This is a genomic window from Coprococcus sp. AF38-1, assembly GCF_003603945.1.
GTDB lineage: Bacteria > Bacillota > Clostridia > Lachnospirales > Lachnospiraceae > Coprococcus > Coprococcus aceti.
Genome location: NZ_QVGO01000010.1, coordinates 11,484 through 30,478, shown reverse-complemented (window position 1 = coordinate 30,478; position 18,995 = coordinate 11,484). Strand labels below are relative to the sequence as shown.

14 protein-coding genes are annotated in these 18,995 nt (G+C 42.7%); 1 reads left to right on the top strand and 13 read right to left on the bottom strand.

All coding sequences use genetic code 11. The features are described 5' to 3' along the window. Position 1 precedes the first annotated feature (1 nt). From DW025_RS14230 to DW025_RS14205, 6 genes are all read right to left on the bottom strand, one after another. Complete coding sequence (locus DW025_RS14230) at positions 2-1,420, bottom strand: plasmid recombination protein (RefSeq protein WP_118224601.1); 1,419 nt, start codon at positions 1,418-1,420, stop codon at positions 2-4. A gap of 235 nt (positions 1,421-1,655) precedes the next feature. Beyond that, entirely contained in the window at positions 1,656-1,883 is a 228-nt protein-coding gene (locus DW025_RS14225) for a DUF5348 domain-containing protein (RefSeq protein WP_055258605.1), read from the bottom strand. 174 nt (positions 1,884-2,057) lie between these two features. Further along, positions 2,058-2,297, bottom strand: coding sequence for a hypothetical protein (locus DW025_RS14220; RefSeq protein ID WP_055258607.1), 240 nt, complete (start codon positions 2,295-2,297; stop codon positions 2,058-2,060). Positions 2,298-2,364: 67 nt separating this feature from the next. Next, positions 2,365-3,441, bottom strand: a complete 1,077-nt coding sequence (locus DW025_RS14215) for an AAA family ATPase (protein WP_182389691.1) — start codon at positions 3,439-3,441, stop codon at positions 2,365-2,367. 169 nt (positions 3,442-3,610) lie between these two features. Further along, positions 3,611-4,696, bottom strand: coding sequence for a site-specific integrase (locus DW025_RS14210; RefSeq protein ID WP_055258611.1), 1,086 nt, complete (start codon positions 4,694-4,696; stop codon positions 3,611-3,613). A gap of 11 nt (positions 4,697-4,707) precedes the next feature. Continuing rightward, entirely contained in the window at positions 4,708-4,902 is a 195-nt protein-coding gene (locus DW025_RS14205; protein ID WP_055258613.1) for a hypothetical protein, read from the bottom strand. Positions 4,903-5,134: 232 nt separating this feature from the next. Between DW025_RS14205 and DW025_RS14200 the strand changes: the two genes are divergently transcribed. Then, positions 5,135-5,617, top strand: a complete 483-nt coding sequence (locus tag DW025_RS14200) for a helix-turn-helix domain-containing protein (RefSeq protein WP_015541737.1) — start codon at positions 5,135-5,137, stop codon at positions 5,615-5,617. 258 nt (positions 5,618-5,875) lie between these two features. Here the strand turns inward: DW025_RS14200 and tuf are convergent, their stop codons facing one another. The 7 genes from tuf to rpoB all read right to left on the bottom strand — a co-directional run bounded on the left by tuf (position 5,876) and on the right by rpoB (position 18,990). Continuing rightward, entirely contained in the window at positions 5,876-7,063 is a 1,188-nt protein-coding gene (gene tuf, locus DW025_RS14195; protein WP_004850603.1) for an elongation factor Tu, read from the bottom strand. 202 nt (positions 7,064-7,265) lie between these two features. Continuing rightward, positions 7,266-9,383, bottom strand: coding sequence for an elongation factor G (fusA, locus tag DW025_RS14190; protein ID WP_071849530.1), 2,118 nt, complete (start codon positions 9,381-9,383; stop codon positions 7,266-7,268). 92 nt (positions 9,384-9,475) lie between these two features. Then, the gene (gene rpsG / locus DW025_RS14185; RefSeq protein WP_004850607.1) at positions 9,476-9,946 is read right to left on the bottom strand and encodes a 30S ribosomal protein S7; all 471 of its coding nucleotides are present in this window, start codon (positions 9,944-9,946) and stop codon (positions 9,476-9,478) included. 166 nt (positions 9,947-10,112) lie between these two features. Then, complete coding sequence (gene rpsL / locus DW025_RS14180; RefSeq protein WP_004850608.1) at positions 10,113-10,532, bottom strand: 30S ribosomal protein S12; 420 nt, start codon at positions 10,530-10,532, stop codon at positions 10,113-10,115. A gap of 93 nt (positions 10,533-10,625) precedes the next feature. Then, entirely contained in the window at positions 10,626-11,168 is a 543-nt protein-coding gene (locus tag DW025_RS14175; protein ID WP_118649371.1) for a hypothetical protein, read from the bottom strand. Between the two features lie 179 nt (positions 11,169-11,347). Then, a complete protein-coding gene (gene rpoC / locus DW025_RS14170; RefSeq protein ID WP_015534192.1) occupies positions 11,348-15,070 on the bottom strand; it encodes a DNA-directed RNA polymerase subunit beta' in 3,723 nt (1,240 codons plus the stop codon). A gap of 17 nt (positions 15,071-15,087) precedes the next feature. Further along, positions 15,088-18,990 (bottom strand): DNA-directed RNA polymerase subunit beta, encoded by a 3,903-nt coding sequence (rpoB, locus tag DW025_RS14165; RefSeq protein ID WP_120000431.1) that lies wholly within the window; start codon positions 18,988-18,990, stop codon positions 15,088-15,090. Positions 18,991-18,995: the final 5 nt, after the last annotated feature.

Genomic DNA, 18,995 nt, shown 5'->3' with positions numbered 1-18,995 from the left:
CTTATCTCTCCATTTCTCTGTTTTTTGATTTAGTTTTCTTACGCTGCTGATTCTCCATCTCGCTCTTTTTCATTCCCCATGCCAATCTTTCATGAATATTTCCCTTCGGCATTTGCTCCATCCGTCGCTTTTCTTCCAGGACTTTCTCGTTTTGAATATCCTGCTGTACTGCTGTATCTACAGTTTCTATTCCAAGAACACGCACAACACGATCATACCTATCAGAAACACCTTGTAATATATCTTTTTCTTCTGACAATTTCTGATTGTCTTTACGTATATCATCCAGTTCTCTCTGAATAGCATTATATTTCTGTTTCACCTTTTGATATTTTTTCTTCCACCCTTCCACCTCTTTCGTGAGTTCTTTAACCTGAGCCGCCATTACAGCAACCTTATTCTTTATTTGAAGAAACAGTGGTTTAATTTTTTTGTCTCGATAGGTTACTGCCCGTTCTAGCGTGCCCGCCTCCGGCAGTAACATTTTAACCGTTCCATATTCTTTGATTTCTTTGCTCACACTATCCATAATCGGTTGTAGCTGTTCTCTGCGATCTTCCAGGCTTTTTAGTTCTTTTTCTGCGCTCCCTGCCTTTTGTTCTGCTTCTTGCTTCGCCTTGATTGCCTGTTCCTTATCGTCTTTTAAATTCTGGATATCTGCTCTGGATTCTGCAATTTGTGCTGTTAATTCTTCTTTTTCAGCAGTTAGATGCTCTTTCTCCTGCTCCAATTCCTGTACTTCCTTTTTCCGTTCTTTTTTCTTGAAGTTATAGACATCCAGATGTTCCTCATGAGTACCTTTCTGTTCCCATTCAATTCCATACTGCTTTGCAGTCTCTGCCAGAACTTCTTTTTCATGATTTATCCACTGATTCAGTTCCGTATCATGCTTATTTCCACCTTGAAATCCAAGACTTTTTAATGCCTGTTTCAGTGAAACTCTGGTATCCATTCCTTTTCCTTTCCAGCCCGTCACATAAGGAATAAAGTCAATATGGAGATGTGGAGTAGCCTCATCCTGATGCAGATAGCAACTAAATACCCGAAGTGTCGGATTCCGTTTCTGGAAATCTTTTACATACTCATCCAGTACGTTTACAGCCAGATCTCCTGCTTCTGTTCCAACAGCCATATCTTCTCGGTTTCCAATCTGGAAAATCACTTCATGGAACAACTTTTCCTGTTTTCCCTGCCGGATTTTTTCATAGTAATTTGTAATCTTCCGGTCTTTTCTTTTCCCGGTATTGTATCTCTCCACAGCATCATCAAATAACTCTTTGTAAACTTCTTTCAGATTTTCATTCTGGTAACAAATATTTAATTGTACTCTGTCTGGGTCTACATTCTCTGCGAAAAACTCTCTCCTGTTATGAGCCAGAGAACCTTTCCCAATCATACCGCTAATTGTTCGTTTTATCATAATGTTTCTCACCTCTTTTCTAATCAAGTGCTAGATATGGCACATAATTTTTATTCACGCCAGTAATAGCGATATTAAGAAACTTTCGCCGGATACGGCGGTTTTGTTACTTTTTTCAAAAGTAACGCAAAAGCACTTTCGACAGTCGTACCGTCCATCAAAAGTACCCTTGCGCCCTGCCGGGGGGCTATTCCTCCCGTTGGTCGGTTCACTCCTGCGTTACTTGTATACTGAATTATCCCGGTATCCTTGCCCGGATATATTCCAGATCACCACAATACGGTGTTCCTACAAGATACCATTCTCTTGCAGGATTCATTTCCATTCTAGTCTGAACCCATTCATCATCAAGCAACACTTCCAGGCATTCTCCACAGTGAAATCCTGTATCAATCCATAGATCTGATGATAATAATCCATATCTTTTGTTATAACTGTTATATCCTAATCTTCCTTCTCGCATTATGCCATTCTCCTTTCATTTAGCGTTTCCGCAGGGACGCCCTGAATCAGGGCTCCCTTTTGAAAATTCTCTTCTCCACCAACCAACTCCCGACTACATCTTACCAGCTTTCTACTTGTCTGCTATCTACAGGTGCGTGACACGCTCCTGTAATAAAGTGTTCAGAAAGAACCTTTACCATCGAAAGTTCTCCGGTATTCCCCGTCTGTCCAGATATTCCTGCCGGAACTTTTCTCTTTCTTCTTCCGTTGGTGCTGTTTTGGATTTGCTGTATACTTCACGATTCACCATTGCATCCAGTTTTTTCTCCAATCCCAACCGGATTATTTCTTCGCCATCGTAGTTATCCATCAAAAAATATTGTAGGAGTTGAAAGAATAACTCGTATGGAATCTGTACATTTTTATTTTGCATCTATTCTCCTTTCAAGGTGGCAAGATTCCCTCTTCTTAAGAAATGGTAATCTTGCCATCTTCCATTTTTATTCTGGCAGCATCCAATACCATTGGTTTCCACGTTTTACGGAATCAATTTCAAGTTCCCGTTTGGTGTTCCATAGCGTTTTACTTTTGATTCCTCTGGCTTCTGCTTTTTCTGCAATTTTCTTCTGAGTCATTCCTCCATTTGCCAGTATCTCAAGGAGAAATTCTTTTGCTTTCCGACCTTTCTGTCCTCTGCCATCTCCATTAAGAAGTTCATCGGCACTGATATCATATTCTCCAATCCATTCAAACCCATTATTCTTATCCAGTCTGAATGCAATGGAAGTTCCTTCCGGTGCAAGAGAACTCTTCGTATGACATACCACTCTTACTTCCGGTTCATCTTTCACTCGCCCGACAATCAGAACACTTCTTGCAGCAGCCTGAAAATCAATGGAGCCAAGTCCTCGATAAGAAGATTTGCCGTTGCTGTTTTTGTTCATATGACCGATTAAAATGACTGCACAGTGATATTTTTCTGACAGCACTGCGATACGCTTCATCAGTGGTCTGATCTCATTTGCCCTGTGCATGTCTACCTCTGCTCCCAGGAATCCCTGAATCGGATCAAGAACAACCATTTTGGCTTTTGTCTGCACGATTGCTTCTTCTAATCTGGCATCTGCCATTGTCAGTGGCTGGTCACTGTCATCAATCACCAGCACCCTCGAACAATCTGCACCTGCAGCAAGTAATCTGGGTTTGATAGTATCTCCTAGACCATCTTCCGCTGTCTGATAAATCACATTTACAGGTGACATAAAAGACTGTTCCTGAATATTATCTTTGGCATCTAGATCTTCATTCTCACTACCGACTTCATCACTTCGTTTTTCTTTTGTTGTATCAGTAACAGGAAGAATCGGCTCTCCTCTGGTCAGTTTTGCAATAATCTGAAGTACCATTGTTGTCTTTCCTTCTCCTGGATCTCCCTGTATAATGGTCACTTTTCCATAAGGAATAAACGGATAAAGCAGCCATTCTACCTGTTCCACCTCTACTGAATCCATATTGATCAGTTTCAGTTTTGGTTCTATTCTGCAATTCTTAATTTTGTTTTTTTCATTCATATTCATTCCATCATCTCCTCCTGCCCTTCCGGGCAAGTCTCTGATGAACAGATATTCGGGAATTGTCGTATTTCTCGATTCGTGATATACTGAATCTGCCAAGATGGTATATCAGTTAATCTGATTATCAGAGAACTTGCTCAGATTATTTATCTGGGCTTTTTCTTTTGCCTTTTCAACATTCATCTCTTTCTTCTCCCAATCCGGTAACTGCATTTTCATTATCCAGCAGATTTGCAATCTTCCTCTGCTGATTTGGATAAAGATGTCCATAAGTATTCAATGTGATACGAATATCTTTATGACCCAATCTGTCCCGGATCAGTAACGGTTCTACACCTTTCTCAATGAGATAAGCCACATGACTGTGTCTGAGATCATGCACTCGGATTTTCTTTACTCCTGCCAGTTCAATCTGCCGTTTCATCTTATGCTGTACCGCTTCCTGAACAACCGGAAACAATCTTTCTGTATCCGGCATTCCGTAGTGACCATCTACAAATTCCTTAATTTCCTCTTTCAAAAATTCTGGAATTTCGATTGTTCGAAAGGACTGTTTTGTTTTTGGTTCTGTGATAATATCCTGCATTCCTGTTCGGTAATAAGTCTTATTGATACTAAGCTGATTCTTTTCAAAATTGATATCAGCTTTTGTAATTGCAAGCAGCTCCCCAATCCTGCACCCAGTCCAGAACAGCATCTCAAATATAAGATAATATCTTGTTCCCGGCTCCATTGTCTGTATAAACTGTTTGTACTCGTCCAGTGTCCAGAAGTTCAAACTTCTCGAATCCGAATTTCCCATTCGTTTCACTTTCTTGCATGGATTAACTGGCAAATCATATATTTTAGCTGCATGTGTAAACAGACTGGTCAACTGATTCTGAATCATTCTCAGATAAGAATCTGAATATCCTTTTTTCTGAATTTCATTCTGCCACTGAATAATCTGTGAAGCCTTGATCTCACTCATCATCTGATTTCCAAAGTATGGAACGATATGCTGTTGCATCATATATCTTTTATTTTTGATTGTTCGATCTTTTAGGTCATTCTGTTTGTCTGAAAAATAAATCTCAATAAAATCGCTCAGTTTCATATCCATACTTCGCTCAGTGCTCAACTTTTTACTTCGTTCAAACTCCAATGCTTCTCGCTTTGTTTCAAATCCACGCTTTCTGCGTTTTTTCTTCTCACCCATAACATTTGTCTCAAACCACTGGGCTGTCCATTTTTTTGTGTCTTTTTCTCTGTAAGCCATATTAATCCTCCTTAATTTCCTGCTATTTCATAGCCATACATCTTTTTTGCCCAAAACGCCTTTGGTATTCTTCCAGCCATCGTAATATATCCCTGTGCAGCCAGTTCCTTATTCATAGCTTTCACCAGTTTATAAGCATAAGATTTTGAGCAGTTTAATTCCTGTGCCACTTCATCAGCACTCATCATATAATTGTAGCTTGCCATACTGCATCCTCCTTTCCTCTCCAGATACAGAATACGTTTACTGTATTTCTATATCTGTACGAATTTCGTAAATTGATAATATCATGTATTTATTTCATTGTCAATATTTCGTAAACATATTTTTACGAATTTCGTATATTATTTTCTCTTTATTTTATTCCAGGTCTGTGCTATGATATTCTATAGATTTATGTTTTTCGTAATTTTGCAATATATGAAAAAGGAGGATTCTATGGGTGACGGTAAAAATTTAAAGAAATATCTTGATGAAAAAGGCACAAATGTCCGTAAAATTGCAAAGGCAACCGGAATCAGTGCCACAACCTTATATTCAATTATTCAAAAAGATTCCAATATTCGATTTGATTTTGCTTTAAGACTTGCAAATGAATTACAAATTGATGTGAATGAGATATGTTCTGCCAGTCCATTTTCTGGCACAATTAAGGAAGAAGAGATTTATCCTACACTTCCAGACGGTTTGAACGGAGCATTAGACGCAAGCCGTGTAAAGACTTATTTAAAAAATTCTATGTACCCGTTGATGTATCTTTTCGGTAAGAACAGTATGCCTGATGTAGATAATCTGCTCACATCGTTCTATCAGCTTGATGATGAAGCCAGACAGGAAGTTGTGGAAACGATCCGTCTGAAACTGCAATATCATCGTGATCCGGAACGTGCTGAACAGATCAAACAGATCAAAGGCTGGTAAAAAAATTACTCCTGTGAATAGCAAATATTCGCAGGAGTTTCTTTTTGGCACCGTTTTGGCACCGCTAGACTGATTTTTCAATTTTAAATTTATCCGTATTTCATCTTTCTGATAAACGTTTCACTGTTTCTAATCTGATAATTTTACAAGCAATTCTTTTCTTAGAGTACAGAAAAACCCCAGAAACACAAGGTTTCTGGGGTATCTTACGTTTGGACACAAGTTATCTTGCGATAACAAATCTATTTTCAGATTGTATTACTCGATGATTGTAGCAACACGTCCTGATCCTACAGTACGTCCACCTTCACGGATAGCGAATGTAAGACCCTGGCTCATAGCGATTGGGTGGATGAGCTCGATTGTCATCTCTACGTTATCACCAGGCATGCACATCTCTGTACCAGCTGGAAGGTTACATACACCTGTAACGTCTGTTGTTCTGAAGTAGAACTGTGGACGATAGTTGTTGAAGAATGGTGTATGACGACCACCCTCGTCCTTTGTCAGAACGTAAACCTGTGCTGTGAACTTTGTATGACATGTAATTGAACCTGGCTTACAAAGAACCTGTCCTCTTACGATATCCTCTCTCTTGATACCACGAAGAAGGGCACCGATGTTATCACCAGCCTGACCTTCGTCAAGGAGCTTTCTGAACATCTCGATACCTGTTACTGTTGTCTTCTGGATCTCTGGCTTGATACCAACGATCTCAACTTCATCATTGAGGTGAATTACACCAGCCTCTACTCTACCAGTAGCAACTGTACCACGACCTGTGATTGTGAATACGTCCTCTACAGGCATGATGAATGGCTTATCTGTATCTCTCTGTGGATCTGGAATATATGAATCAATTGTATCCATAAGCTCCATGATCTTGTCTCCCCAAGGTCCCATTGGATCCTCAAGAGCCTTAAGAGCTGAACCCTTAACGATAGGACAATCATTGAATCCGTACTCCTCAAGCTGCTCTGTAACTTCCATCTCAACGAGCTCGATAAGCTCCTCATCGTCTACCATATCACACTTGTTAAGGAATACAACGATGTAAGGAACACCAACCTGACGTGAAAGAAGGATATGCTCCTTTGTCTGAGCCATAACACCATCAGTAGCAGCAACAACAAGGATAGCACCATCCATCTGAGCTGCACCAGTGATCATGTTCTTAACGTAGTCAGCATGTCCTGGACAGTCAACGTGTGCGTAATGTCTCTTCTCTGTCTCGTACTCAACGTGAGCTGTAGAGATAGTGATACCTCTTTCTCTCTCCTCTGGAGCCTTATCAATGTTCTCGAAATCTGTAGCTGTGTTACCAGCAACTCTCTCTGAAAGAACCTTTGTGATAGCAGCTGTAAGAGTAGTCTTACCGTGATCTACGTGTCCGATTGTACCGATGTTACAATGTGGCTTACTTCTATTAAACTTTTCCTTTGCCATGATATAAAATCCTCCTTAAAAATTATACCCCACGCGGGTTACTCGGCTAAAAATCATTATATAGAAAATACTAGAGATTTTCAACCATTTTTTATCTCTTTATACCAGCAGGCTAACGATATGTAATCTTTAACCTGCCAGCATATATAATTTTTTATTTATATGACCTGAAAGACCAGGAAAACGTCTTTCGTCAAATATCTTACTTAGAATGCTCTGCGATAACCTTCTCCTGGATGCTCTTTGGACACTGAGCGTACTTCTCAAAGAACATTGAGTAGTTACCACGACCCTGTGTTGATGAACGAAGCTCTGTTGAGTATCCGAACATCTCTGCAAGTGGAACGAATGCTCTGACGATCTTACCACCGCCGATATCATCCATACCCTCGATCTGGCCTCTCTTAGCATTTAAGCTTCCGATTACATCACCGAGGTACTCCTCAGGCATTGTAACCTCAACCTTCATGATAGGCTCAAGAAGAACTGGGTCAGCCTTAGCCATAGCCTCCTTGAATGCCATAGAACCAGCGATGTGGAATGCCATCTCTGATGAATCGACCTCATGGTATGATCCATCGTATACGTTAGCATAAACACCAAGTACTGGGTAGCCGCCAAGGATACCAGCCTTAGCTGCCTCTTCGATACCCTCTCCAACTGCTGGGATGTACTCCTTAGGAATAGCACCACCGACAACTGTTGACTCGAACTTGAATGTCTCCTCACCGTTAGGATCCATAGGCTCGAACTTAACCTTACAATGGCCGTACTGTCCACGACCACCTGACTGCTTAGCATACTTGCTGTCGATATCAACTGGCTTTGTGAATGTCTCCTTGTAAGCAACCTGAGGTGCACCAACGTTTGCCTCAACCTTGAACTCACGGAGAAGACGATCAACGATAACCTCAAGGTGAAGCTCACCCATTCCGGCAATGATTGTCTGTCCTGTCTCTTTGTCTGTATGAGCCTTGAATGTAGGATCCTCCTCAGCAAGCTTTGCGAGTGCCTCACCCATCTTACCCTGATCATTCTTGGTCTTAGGCTCGATAGCAAGTTCAATAACTGGCTCTGGGAATTCCATTGACTCAAGGATAACTGGATGCTGCTCATCACAGATTGTGTCACCTGTAGTTGTAAGCTTGAAACCTACAGCAGCTGCGATATCTCCTGAGTAAACCTTATCAATCTCTTTACGAGCGTTGGCATGCATCTGTACGATACGTCCTACACGCTCCTTCTTATCCTTTGTTGCATTCAGTACATATGAACCTGAGTTCAGTGTACCTGAGTAAACTCTGAAGAATGCAAGCTTTCCAACGAATGGATCTGTCATGATCTTGAATGCAAGAGCTGAGAATGGCTCATCATCTGATGAATGACGAACAACCTCGTTACCGTCTGGATCAACACCTGTGATATCAGGGATATCTGTTGGTGCTGGCATGTACTCGATAACACCGTCAAGCATCTTCTGAACACCCTTGTTCTTGTAAGCTGAACCAAGGAATACAGGAACTGCCTCACATGCGATAGTTGCTCTACGAAGAACCTTCTTCATCTCATCGATTGATGGCTCCTCGCCCTCAAGGTACATCATCATTAAGTCGTCATCTAACTCGCAGATCTTCTCGACAAGGTTCTCATGCCACTTGTCTGCAAGCTCCTTAAGGTCATCAGGGATAGTTGTGATCTCGATGTCCTCGCCCTTATCATCTTTGTAGTAGTATGCTTCCATCTCGAACAGATCGATCAGACCGATGAAGTCTGACTCTTTTCCGATAGGGATCTGTACTGGAATTGCATTCTTGCCCAGACGATCAATGATTGTCTGAACTGAGTAGAAAAAGTCTGCACCCATTTTATCCATCTTGTTGATGAATGCCATACGAGGTACATTGTATGTGTCAGCCTGACGCCATACGTTCTCTGACTGAGGCTCTACACCAGCCTTAGCATCGAATACACCTACAGCTCCGTCAAGTACACGAAGTGAACGCTCAACCTCAACAGTGAAGTCAACGTGTCCCGGAGTATCGATGATGTTGATTCTGTGCTCTAACGCGCCAGCCTTTGGTTTGTGATGATCCTCAAGTGTCCAATGGCATGTTGTAGCAGCTGAAGTAATTGTTATACCTCTCTCCTGCTCCTGCTCCATCCAGTCCATGGTAGCTGTACCGTCATGAGTATCACCAATCTTATAGTTAACACCAGTATAGTATAAGATACGCTCTGTAAGAGTTGTCTTACCGGCATCGATATGAGCCATAATACCAATGTTTCTTGTTCTGTCCAATGGATATTCTCTTCCAGCCAACGGATTGTCCTCCTTTTGCTATTTTTCGTAACACATCTATTGTGTCCCATATACACATAAGCATGCATACAAATGCATTCTCACACAGACAATTAGAATCTGTAGTGAGCGAATGCCTTGTTTGCCTCTGCCATCTTGTGCATGTCTTCTTTTCTCTTTACAGATGCACCTGTGTTGTTAGCTGCATCCATGATCTCCTTCGCAAGTCTTTCTTCCATAGTCTTCTCACTTCTTGCACGTGAGAAAGCTGTTAACCAACGAAGTCCGAGAGCCTGTCTTCTGTCAGGTCTTACATCGATAGGTACCTGGTATGTTGCACCACCGATACGTCTAGCCTTAACCTCGAGGAGTGGCATGATGTTGTTCATAGCCTCTTCGAATACCTCTAATGCAGGCTTACCAGTCTCTTCTGCGATACGATCAAATGCACCGTAGACGATCTTCTGTGCTACACCCTTCTTACCATCTAACATAATGTTGTTGATAAGCTTTGTAACGACCTTATTGTTGTAAATTGGATCCGCTAATACGTCTCTCTTTGCGATATGTCCTTTACGTGGCACGGTTCTTCCCTCCTTAATTATTTATTAAATCTTCGGTACTCACATTCTCTCTATAATTATGGAATGTGTTCGTGCTGTTATCTGTCTTAACTGTTTCTATCTGAATTATTATCTATATAAAAACATGACCTTACCAGCACAAATTAGAATTGTGTTCTAGCATGTTTTATTTTGCATCCTTAGGACGCTTTGCACCATACTTTGAACGAGCCTGACGTCTCTTTGCTACACCTGCTGTATCAAGAGTACCTCTGATGATATGGTATCTTGTACCAGGTAAGTCCTTTACTCTTCCACCACGGATAAGTACAACGCTATGCTCCTGAAGGTTATGACCCTCACCTGGGATATAACTTGTTACTTCGATTCCGTTTGAAAGACGTACTCTGGCGATCTTTCTAAGAGCTGAGTTAGGCTTCTTAGGAGTAGCTGTCTTAACTGCTGTACAAACTCCTCTCTTCTGTGGTGAGCTTGTCTCTACTGGCTTCTTCTTAAGTGAATTGAAGCTTCTCTGAAGAGCTGGTGCAGTTGACTTCTTCTCTACTGTCTGTCTTCCTTTTCTAACTAACTGGTTAAATGTTGGCATGTTTTCACCTCCTGTATATAAATTAAAAATGATAAAGCATGTTTTTACGCATGCTTTATCATTATATAGTCGAGTATTTTCTCTGTCAAGCATTTATTTGACAAATATTTTCTTAACGAACTCAAAGACTCTCTCTGTTTCCATTGCCAGTCTGGCTTGATCAAATTCTGTATAACCTTCATTTACAAGAAACGCCTGTCCCATTATATATTTGTGCATTTCCTCATTTATCTGATCTGCAACAATCTCATCACAGTGAAGTGTCTCAACTAACATCTTCTCTGTCCTGGTATCCTTAAACAGTCCATGTCCCGAGTCATTGTCTGCAACGAGCTGTCTGAACAACACCCTCTCACTGTCTGCAAACTCACAGAGAATAGTGGTCTGGCTGACATAATCCGCATTCTCTTTCTTACACAGACTTGTCTTCAGGGAACCGTAAACCTCATTTATACGCTCTGTTGTAATCTCTATAACAGCTCCCATATCAACAAAATTCTCATATATTGGTTGTGTTGAACAGGAAATCTCTTTTGCCAGTTTTCTTGCTGTTATTGCGGCAATTCCTTCTCTTCTGGCAAGGTTATACGCCGCTTCTAATATACCTTCTTTATTGATTTTCTTTACAGCAGCCATATTATTCCATTTCTTTCTTACTAAATATTTCCAAAAAGAAATCCGGCATATCCTATTTCTCACAGGTATATCTGAATACCTTTATGAGAAATTGACATATCCCGGATTCCCCTTATATCCTTCATGTCGAGCAGCTTCGCAGCCACTACTTTTTTATATACATCCAAGCAAATGAGTGATTACTCTTCGTCAGCATCCCCGGCTGTATCAAGGGTCTCAAATACGATCTCCTCTGAATTTACATTCTCTAACTCTTCGTAATCATCTGTATCCTCATCTTCATCAAAGAAGTTAAGCTCTTCCATATCAGTGTCAAGCTTTACTGAACGATATCTCTTCATTCCTGTACCAGCAGGTATAAGCTTTCCGATGATAACGTTTTCCTTAAGTCCGATAAGTGGATCAACCTTACTCTTGATCGCAGCATCTGTAAGAACCTTTGTTGTCTCCTGGAATGATGCAGCCGACATAAATGAATCAGTTGCAAGTGATGCCTTTGTTATACCAAGCATTATCTGTGTTCCAGTTGCAGGCTCCTTGCCCTCTGCGATAAGCTTCTCATTTGTATCTTCAAACTCAAGCAAATCTGCCTGTGTTCCTGGAAGATAATCTGAATCTCCCGGCTCATCAATTATGATCTTCTTAAGCATCTGTCTTACGATGATCTCAATGTGCTTATCATTGATATCAACACCCTGAAGTCTGTAAACCTTCTGAACCTCACGGAGCATGTAATCCTGAACTGCACGAACACCCTTTATCTTAAGGATATCATGTGGATTAACTGATCCCTCTGTAAGCTCATCACCAGCCTCGAGTACCTGGTCATCAAGAACTCTGATACGTGAACCATAAGGAATAAGATATGCCTTTGACTCACCTGTCTCATCGTTTGTTATGACAACCTCTCTCTTCTTCTTGTTGTCACGGAGCTGTACCTTTCCGCCAAACTCTGCAATGATCGCAAGTCCCTTTGGCTTTCTGGCCTCGAAAAGCTCCTCAACTCTTGGAAGACCCTGTGTGATATCGCCACCGGCAACACCACCTGTATGGAATGTTCTCATTGTAAGCTGTGTACCAGGCTCACCAATTGACTGTGCAGCGATAATTCCAACTGACTCACCAACCTGTACAGGCATTCCTGTTGCCATGTTCGCACCGTAGCACTTTGCACACACACCGAGGTGTGACTTACATGTGAGGACTGTTCTGATCTTAAGCTTTGCATCTGATCTTACAACTTCGTTTCCATCGTCATCCTTAACGGTGAATGGAACGCCGTTGGCATCGACACCCTTCTTAACAATGAGCTCAGCTCTCTTAGGAGTTACCATATGATTTATCTTGACAAGCATGTTGCCCTCTGCATCATATACAGACTCTGCAAGGTAACGTCCTGTGATTCTCTCCTGAAACTCCTCGATCATTTCCTTGCCCTCTCTGAAGGCCTCAATGACCATACCCGGAATTGAATCTCTTCCTATACTACAATCAGGCTCTCTGATTATAAGATCCTGTGATACATCTACAAGTCGTCTTGTCAGGTATCCTGAATCGGCTGTACGAAGAGCTGTATCTGACAGACCCTTACGAGCACCATGCGCCGAAATGAAATACTCCAGAACGTCAAGTCCCTCTCGGAAGTTAGACTTGATTGGGAGCTCAATGGTCTTACCTGTTGTATCTGCCATCAGTCCTCGCATACCTGCAAGCTGCTTGATCTGCTGATTAGAACCACGGGCTCCAGAATCAGCCATCATGAATATATTGTTATATTTATCAAGACCTGCGAACAGGAGATCCTGCAGATGCTTATCTGCCTTCTCCCAGATCTTAACTACTGCCTGATATCTCTCCTCGTCTGAAACAAGACCACGTCTGAACTTCTTGGTGATTTGGTCAACGAGCTTCTGTGCATCCTCAAGGATATCCTTCTTCTCATCAGGCACCTTCATATCTGAAATAGATACTGATATAGCACTTCTTGTTGAATACTTATATCCTATTGCCTTGACATCATCAAGAACCTCTGCAGTCTTTGTTGCACCGTGTGTATTGATACACTTGTCAAGGATTGGCTTGAGCTGCTTCTTTCCTACATGGAAATCTATCTCAAGCTTCAGAGCGTTCTCACGAACAGTTCTGTCTACATATCCGAGATCCTGTGGAATGATCTCATTGAAGAGGAGCTTTCCAAGTGTTGTATCGATAACACCTGTAACTTCCTCGCCCTCGAACTCACCGGTTCTTCTTACATGGATCTTGGTGTGAAGTGTAATTCCACCATTCTCATATGCAAGTATTGCCTCATTCTTGGACTTAAAATATCTTCCCTCTCCGATCTCGCCTTCCTTTTCCATTGTCAGATAGTAGATACCAAGTACCATATCCTGTGAAGGAACGGCAACAGGCGCACCATCTGATGGCTTCAGCAGGTTGTTAGGTGAAAGCAGAAGGAATCTACACTCAGCCTGTGCCTCTACTGTAAGTGGAAGATGGACAGCCATCTGGTCTCCATCGAAATCGGCATTGAAGGCTGTACATACGAGTGGGTGAAGCTTTATAGCCTTACCGCCTACAAGCACTGGCTCAAATGCCTGGATTCCAAGTCTGTGAAGTGTAGGGGCACGGTTAAGCATAACCGGATGCTCCTTGATGACATCCTCAAGAATGTCCCAAACCTGTGGCTCAAGCTTCTCTACCATCTTCTTTGCCTGCTTGATATTGTTTGCCTTACCTGTAGCTGTAAGCTCCTTCATAACAAATGGCTTGAACAGCTCGATAGCCATCTCCTTAGGGAGACCGCACTGGTAAATCTTAAGCTCTGGTCCAACTACGATAACTGAACGTCCTGAGTAGTCAACTCGCTTACCAAGAAGGTTCTGACGGAAACGTCCCTGCTTACCTTTCAGCATCTCTGAAAGTGACTTCAGTGCTCTGTTACCAGGGCCTGTTACCGCACGTCCACGTCTACCGTTATCTATAAGTGCATCAACTGCCTCCTGAAGCATTCTCTTCTCATTTCTCACGATGATCTCAGGAGCACCGAGATCAAGGAGTCTGCGGAGACGATTATTTCTGTTGATGATTCTTCTGTACAGATCGTTGAGGTCTGATGTTGCAAATCTTCCACCTTCAAGCTGTACCATAGGTCTGATATCTGGTGGGATAACAGGTATTACATTCATGATCATCCACTCAGGTCTGTTCTCTGATGTTCTGAATGCCTCCATTACCTCAAGTCTCTTGATGATCCTTGTACGCTTCTGGCCGCTGCATGTCTCAAGCTCTTTCTTAAGCTCTGCGCTCTCGGCATCAAGGTCTATTGCCTTGAGAAGCTTCTGTATAGCCTCTGCGCCCATCTCTGCAACGAATGAACCGTAACCATACTCCTTCTCTGCCTCTCTGAACTCCTGCTCGTTGAGGATCTGCTTGTAAGCAAGCGGAGTATCCTTTGGATCTGTTACTATATATGATGAGAAGTACAGTACCTTCTCAAGCACTCTTGGTGATATATCAAGGATCAGTCCCATACGGCTAGGGATTCCCTTGAAGTACCATATATGTGATACAGGAGCAGCGAGCTCAATATGTCCCATACGCTCTCTACGAACGTTGGACTTTGTTACCTCAACTCCACACTTATCACACACGATTCCCTTGAATCTGATCTTCTTGTACTTACCACAATTACACTCCCAGTCCTTCTGTGGTCCAAATATTCTCTCACAGAACAGACCGTCCTTCTCAGGCTTAAGTGTTCTATAGTTGATAGTCTCAGGGCGCTTTACCTCACCATGTGACCATTCTCTTATCTTTTCAGGAGATGCAAGTCCGATTTTTATTGCGTCAAAGTTCAATGACTTTTCCTGTTCTGCATTGTCTACATTGTATTCTGGCATCTTACAAAGCTCCTTTCTTATTCTTCCTCATTATTATCCATATAATCTGAATCGCCGAGGTCTTCCATATCACTTATATCGCCGTTCTCATCAACCTCTGAGAATCCGCTTGCCTGAAGCTCATCTGCGTCATCGCCTCTGAACACCTCAGGTGCATCGCTCTCATCCATATCATCGTCTCTGTCTGATGATCTGTCGCTGAGAAGTCTCTTGATACTTGTGTTGTAATCATAAGCTTCCATGGTCTCGCTGAGATCAACTTCAACCATCTTCTTGTTGCCTTCCTCGTCCTCTTCCTCTCTTACGACTCTTACATCAAGTCCGAGAGCCTGGAACTCCTTGAGAAGTACCTTGAATGACTCAGGCACACCAGGTGCTGGTATATTGTCGCCCTTGATAATAGCCTCATATGTCTTAACACGTCCTACAACATCATCAGACTTAACTGTCAGAATCTCCTGCAGTGTGTATGAAGCACCATAAGCCTCAAGAGCCCAAACCTCCATCTCTCCAAAACGCTGTCCACCAAACTGAGCTTTACCACCCAGTGGCTGCTGTGTTACCAGTGAGTATGGACCGGTTGAACGAGCATGGATCTTATCATCAACCAGATGGTGCAGCTTGAGGTAATGCATGTAACCGATAGTTACAGGGGCATCAAAGTTCTCACCTGTTCTACCATCACGGAGCTGAACCTTACCTGTTCTGTTGATAGGCACGCCCTTCCACTCTGCTCTGTGGTCTCTGTTCGTGTAGAGGTAATCCATAACCTCAGGCTTTACTGTATCCTTGTACTTAGCCTCGAAGTCTTCCCATGTACCATTTGCATAGTCATTGGCCATCTCCAGTGTATCCATGATGTCAAACTCTGTAGCACCATTGAATACAGGAGTGGATACCTTGAATCCAAGAACCTGTGAAGCAAGTCCGAGATGGATCTCGAGGACCTGTCCGATGTTCATTCGTGAAGGAACGCCCAGTGGGTTAAGCACGATATCAAGAGGACGTCCGTTTGGAAGGAATGGCATATCCTCAACAGGGAGCACTCGTGAAACTACACCCTTGTTACCATGACGACCAGCCATCTTATCTCCGACCTGGATCTTTCTCTTCTGTGCTATATATACTCTGACCTTCTTGTCTACGCCTGCCGGAAGATCGTCTCCATCAGCACGTGTAAATACCTTTGCATCTATAACAATACCGAATGCTCCGTGTGGAACCTTCAGTGATGTATCTCTTACCTCTCTTGCCTTCTCACCGAAGATGGCACGAAGAAGTCTCTCCTCTGCTGTCAGCTCAGTCTCTCCCTTTGGAGTAACCTTTCCAACGAGGATATCACCGGCACGAACCTCTGCGCCGATTCTGATGATACCATTCTCATCAAGATCCTTGAGGACATCATTTGACAGACCTGCAAGATCTCTTGTGATCTCCTCCTTACCAAGCTTGGTATCACGAGCCTCACACTCGTATTTCTCTATATGAATTGATGTGTATACATCATCCTGTACAAGTCTCTCGCTGAGAAGAACCGCATCCTCGTAGTTGTAACCTTCCCATGTCATGAAACCGATCAGTGGGTTCTTACCAAGTGCGATCTCTCCGCCAGATGTTGAAGGGCCATCTGCGATAACCTCTCCAGCCTTTACGTGGTCACCCTTGAACACGATAGGTCTCTGGTTCATACAGTTACCCTGGTTGCTTCGTGCAAACTTGATGATGTGATATACATCCTTTGTTCCATCCTCATCTGCTCTTACACAGACCTCTGTGCTGTTTGAATATTCTACAACACCGTCTCTCTTGGCAACGACGCAGACACCTGAATCTACAGCAGCCTTTGCCTCCATACCTGTTCCAACCACTGCTGACTCTGTCATCATAAGAGGAACCGCCTGACGCTGCATGTTTGATCCCATGAGGGCACGGTTAGCATCATCGTTCTGAAGGAATGGGATCATCGATGTAGCAACTGAGAATACCATCTTAGGTGATACATCCATGAGATCAACCTTTGACTTAGGGAACTCGGTTGTATCAGCTCTGAATCTTCCTGATACATTGTTCTTGACAAAGTGTCCATTCTCATCTATAGGCTCATTAGCCTGTACTACTCTGTATCTGTCCTCCTCGTCTGCTGTAAGGTAAACAACCTCATCTGTAACAACAGGGTTAGAAGGATCTGTCTTATCAAGCTTTCTATATGGAGCCTCAACGAAACCATACTCGTTGATACGCGCATATGTAGCCAGTGAGTTGATAAGTCCGATGTTAGGACCCTCAGGGGTCTCGATAGGACACATTCTACCGTAGTGTGTATAGTGTACATCTCGGACCTCGAATCCGGCTCTGTCTCGTGAAAGTCCACCAGGGCCAAGGGCTGAAAGTCTTCTCTTATGAGTCAGCTCTGACAGAGGGTTATTCTGATCCATAAACTGTGACAACTGTGAACTTCCGAAGAACTCCTTAACAGCAGCCGTTACAGGCTTGATATTGATGAGGGACTGAGGTGTGATAGACTCAGCATCCTGTGTTGTCATTCTCTCTCTTACAACTCTCTCAAGTCTTGAAAGACCGATTCTATACTGGTTCTGAAGAAGCTCTCCAACCGCTCTGATACGTCTGTTGCCCAGATGGTCGATGTCATCGTCATTACCAATGCCATACTCGAGGTGAATGTTGTAATTTATGGAAGCAAATATGTCTTCCTTTGTAATATGCTTTGGTACGAGGTCTGACATGTCTCTCTCTATGGCAGCCTTGAGCTTCTCTGTATCATCGCCATACTCCTCGAGGAGTCCCTCGAGAACCGGATAATATACTCTCTCCACAATGCCAAGCTCAGCAGGATCAAAATCCACATAGTTGGCAATGTTGACCATCATATTAGAAAGAACCTTAACGTTTCTCTCCTCTGTCTGGATCATAACATAAGGAACTGCTGCATCCTGAATTGTGTCTGCAAGCTCCTCTGATACTGTTGTTCCAGCTTCAGCGATAACCTCTCCTGTGCTAGGATCGATAGCATCCTCAGCAAGGACATGTCCTGCTATACGAGCCTTGAGAGCGAGCTTCTTGTTGAACTTGTAACGTCCAACCTTTGCAAGATCGTATCTTCTCGCATCAAAGAACATAGCATTAATAAGGCTCTCTGCATTCTCAACTACTGAAGGCTCGTCCGGTCTGATCTTCTTGTAAAGCTCTACCACGCCCTCTGCATATGTCTTTGCAGGATCCTTGTTAAGACTCTCCATGATCTTTGGCTCCTCGCCAAATAAATCTATGATCTCCTGATCTGTTCCAAGACCAAGTGCACGGATAAGAACAGTCACAGGTACCTTTCTGGTTCTATCCACACGAACATAGAATACATCGTTGGAATCTGTCTCATACTCCAGCCATGCACCTCTGTTAGGAATTACTGTACATGCATACAGCTTCTTACCAACCTTATCATGTGTTATATCATAGTAAATACCAGGTGAACGCACTAACTGGCTTACTATAACTCGCTCTGCACCATTGATAACGAATGTTCCTGTCTCTGTCATAAGAGGAAGATCACCCATGAATATCTCATGATCTGACATCTCCTTAGCATCTCCGACTCTGAGTCTGACCTTGACTCTGAGAGGCGCCGCATATGTTGCATCTCTCTCCTTGCATTCCTCGATACTGTACTTCAAGTCATCTTTACAGAACTGAAAATCTACGAACTCAAGACTATACTGTCCAGAGTAATCAGTGATAGGAGAAATATCCCTGAATGCTTCCTTCAGACCATCAGTTAAGAACCAGTTGTATGAATTCTTCTGAACCTCTATGAAGTTAGGCATCTCCAGGACGTCCTTCTGCTTAGCGTAGCTCATTCTGTAGCCTTTTCCAGACTTGACAGGACTAATTCTGTTCTTTTCCATCGACA

Excerpts from the sequence above, each read along its gene's own strand:
- tuf (WP_004850603.1), bottom strand. The coding sequence starts at position 7,063 with ATGGCAAAGGAAAAGTTTAATAGAAGTAAGCCACATTGTAACATCGGT.
- DW025_RS14210 (WP_055258611.1), bottom strand. The coding sequence starts at position 4,696 with ATGGCTTACAGAGAAAAAGACACAAAAAAATGGACAGCCCAGTGGTTT.
- rpsL (WP_004850608.1), bottom strand. The coding sequence starts at position 10,532 with ATGCCAACATTTAACCAGTTAGTTAGAAAAGGAAGACAGACAGTAGAG.
- DW025_RS14200 (WP_015541737.1), top strand. The coding sequence starts at position 5,135 with ATGGGTGACGGTAAAAATTTAAAGAAATATCTTGATGAAAAAGGCACA.
- DW025_RS14220 (WP_055258607.1), bottom strand. The coding sequence starts at position 2,297 with ATGCAAAATAAAAATGTACAGATTCCATACGAGTTATTCTTTCAACTC.
- DW025_RS14205 (WP_055258613.1), bottom strand. The coding sequence starts at position 4,902 with ATGGCAAGCTACAATTATATGATGAGTGCTGATGAAGTGGCACAGGAA.
- DW025_RS14230 (WP_118224601.1), bottom strand. The coding sequence starts at position 1,420 with ATGATAAAACGAACAATTAGCGGTATGATTGGGAAAGGTTCTCTGGCT.
- rpoC (WP_015534192.1), bottom strand. The coding sequence starts at position 15,070 with ATGCCAGAATACAATGTAGACAATGCAGAACAGGAAAAGTCATTGAAC.
- DW025_RS14225 (WP_055258605.1), bottom strand. The coding sequence starts at position 1,883 with ATGCGAGAAGGAAGATTAGGATATAACAGTTATAACAAAAGATATGGA.
- rpoB (WP_120000431.1), bottom strand. The coding sequence starts at position 18,990 with ATGGAAAAGAACAGAATTAGTCCTGTCAAGTCTGGAAAAGGCTACAGA.
- DW025_RS14215 (WP_182389691.1), bottom strand. The coding sequence starts at position 3,441 with ATGAATATGAATGAAAAAAACAAAATTAAGAATTGCAGAATAGAACCA.
- DW025_RS14175 (WP_118649371.1), bottom strand. The coding sequence starts at position 11,168 with ATGGCTGCTGTAAAGAAAATCAATAAAGAAGGTATATTAGAAGCGGCG.